This window comes from Moorena sp. SIO3I6, assembly GCF_010672095.1.
Genome location: NZ_JAAHHU010000945.1, coordinates 1 through 1,900, shown reverse-complemented (window position 1 = coordinate 1,900; position 1,900 = coordinate 1). Strand labels below are relative to the sequence as shown.

The window sequence follows — 1,900 nt, the reverse complement described above, 5'->3', positions numbered from 1 at the left end:
TTGAAAAACTGGGGATTAACCCTATCCAGCTACCTCCGGTGCGGGGGAAAGTTACGCCCATGGAGAGAACAGCCACTTAGTTGGTTGTGCCTGGGAATCCCCATCCTCTTAGGTTGGGGAGGTTCAAAGTTCCCATACTCTTTCAAACTGAAAAGATTCAATCTTAAAAAATTCAATCTTAAAACCTTCCCTACAAAGAACGCCAAGGCCGAACAACCTCCAACCCTCCAAACCTTGGCCTTTGGCCACGCGATCGCGTTCAACCTCCAACCTTCAACCAAACAACCTCCAACCAAACAACCTCCAACCAAACAACCAAACAACCAAACAACCTCCAACCAAACAACCAAACAACCAAACAACCAAACAACCTCCAACCTCCAACCTCCAACCTTCAACCTCCAACCTTCAACCTTCAACCTTCAACCTTCAACCTCCAACCTTCAACCTCCAACCCTCCAAACCTTCAACCTTCCAACCTTCAACCTTCAACCCTTAACCCTTAACCCTTAACTGCTCCCGATGTTAAACCTTGGACAATTTTACCTTGGAAAAACATTACTAATACCACTAGGGGAAATGTTCCTATAACTGTCATAGCAGCAATCGCACCGTAGGGAATCTCTTTCCCCAGAGAACCACTTAACTGAGCGGCAGCAACGGGAAGGGTTTTCATGGATTCTTGGCTAATGAAAGTGAGGGATAAAATAAATTCATTCCAAGCAAAAATAAAGGTAAGTATTCCTGTGGTTACTAAAGCTGGAACGGTTAGGGGTAACAAAATTTGGATTAGCATTTGCCAGGTGCTATAGCCATCAACTTTAGCAGCATCTTCTAGCTCTCGCGGTAGCTGTTGAAAAAAACTTCGCATCACTAATAGGGTGAGAGGAAGGTTGATAGCTGTATAGGAAACAATCAGGCTTATATAATTATTTCCTAGTTTAAGAATCTGGATAATTTCCAGGAGTCCTAGGAATATCAAAATAAAGGGAAATAAGGTAATAATTATAATTCCAGCAAGGATAATTTTTTCTCCCCTTAGGGTTAACCGTGCTAAGGCGTAAGCAGCGGGAGTTCCTATCCCTAAACACAATAGTGTGGAAGCTATGGATACGAAGGCGCTGTTGAAAATATAGTGGACTAGGGGACGGCGGGTAAATAAGTTTATATAGTGGTCAAGTGTATAGCGCGTGGGAAAATAAATATTGGGAAGGGAAGAGATATCTTGGTTGACTTTGATAGAGGTGAGCAATTGCCAGAGGAGTGGTGCTAGGCAGAAAATTACCAATAAGATGATTCCTAGGGGGAGGATGATTGGTTTGATAATGTTAATTTGTTTTGTTTTGGGTTGAGGAGATGATGAGTTAGCTAAAGTCGCGAGAAGCCCCACGTCTCAATCCGTAGGATGAGCGTGGGATGAATCGCGACACTATGGTAGCTAGCCAGCAGGTCTATCCTGGTTTTCGATATATTTTTTGAGTTGGTTAATAGTAACTCCGCCACAACTCGCAATAAAATAAGAACTGTTCCATACGACATTTTTGCTATAAATCTTATCAAGCTCTTCACTGAATTGCTGACGGAGCTTTCGGGAACTAACTGATTTTAAATTATTGACTAAATTACTCAAAGGGACATCTGGGTGGTATTGAAACAGGAGATGTATGTGATCGGCTTCTCCATTGAATTATACTAAGTCCCCGTCCCACTTCTCCATTAAATCAGCAAATATATCATGTAATTCATTTAACATATCGCTTGTAAAGACTTTACAGCGGTATTTTGTTGTTAAGACAAGGTGAGCTTTGAGATCGCTGACCGATCTACCTTTTGTGGCAAACTTTTTCTTCATGGAACTAGTTGACGCTTTTTTAGGTCAGTGATATAATAATAGCATACA

At 41.7% G+C, this 1,900-nt stretch carries 2 protein-coding genes and 1 pseudogene; 1 reads left to right on the top strand and 2 read right to left on the bottom strand.

Features of this window, described 5'->3' with window-relative positions; translation table 11 throughout:
• On the top strand, window positions 1-513 hold a 513-nt coding region (locus F6K49_RS44755; protein ID WP_293108455.1), incomplete at its 5' end, for a hypothetical protein.
• Here the strand turns inward: F6K49_RS44755 and F6K49_RS44750 are convergent.
• Both F6K49_RS44750 and tnpA read right to left on the bottom strand, forming a co-directional pair.
• Window positions 503-1,333, bottom strand: coding sequence for a carbohydrate ABC transporter permease (locus tag F6K49_RS44750; protein ID WP_293108459.1), 831 nt, complete (start codon window positions 1,331-1,333; stop codon window positions 503-505). The two genes, F6K49_RS44755 and F6K49_RS44750, sit on opposite strands and share 11 nt — an antisense overlap.
• A 105-nt stretch (window positions 1,334-1,438) precedes the next feature.
• Window positions 1,439-1,852 (bottom strand): annotated as a pseudogene (gene tnpA, locus F6K49_RS44745) (IS200/IS605 family transposase).
• Window positions 1,853-1,900 lie beyond the last annotated feature (48 nt).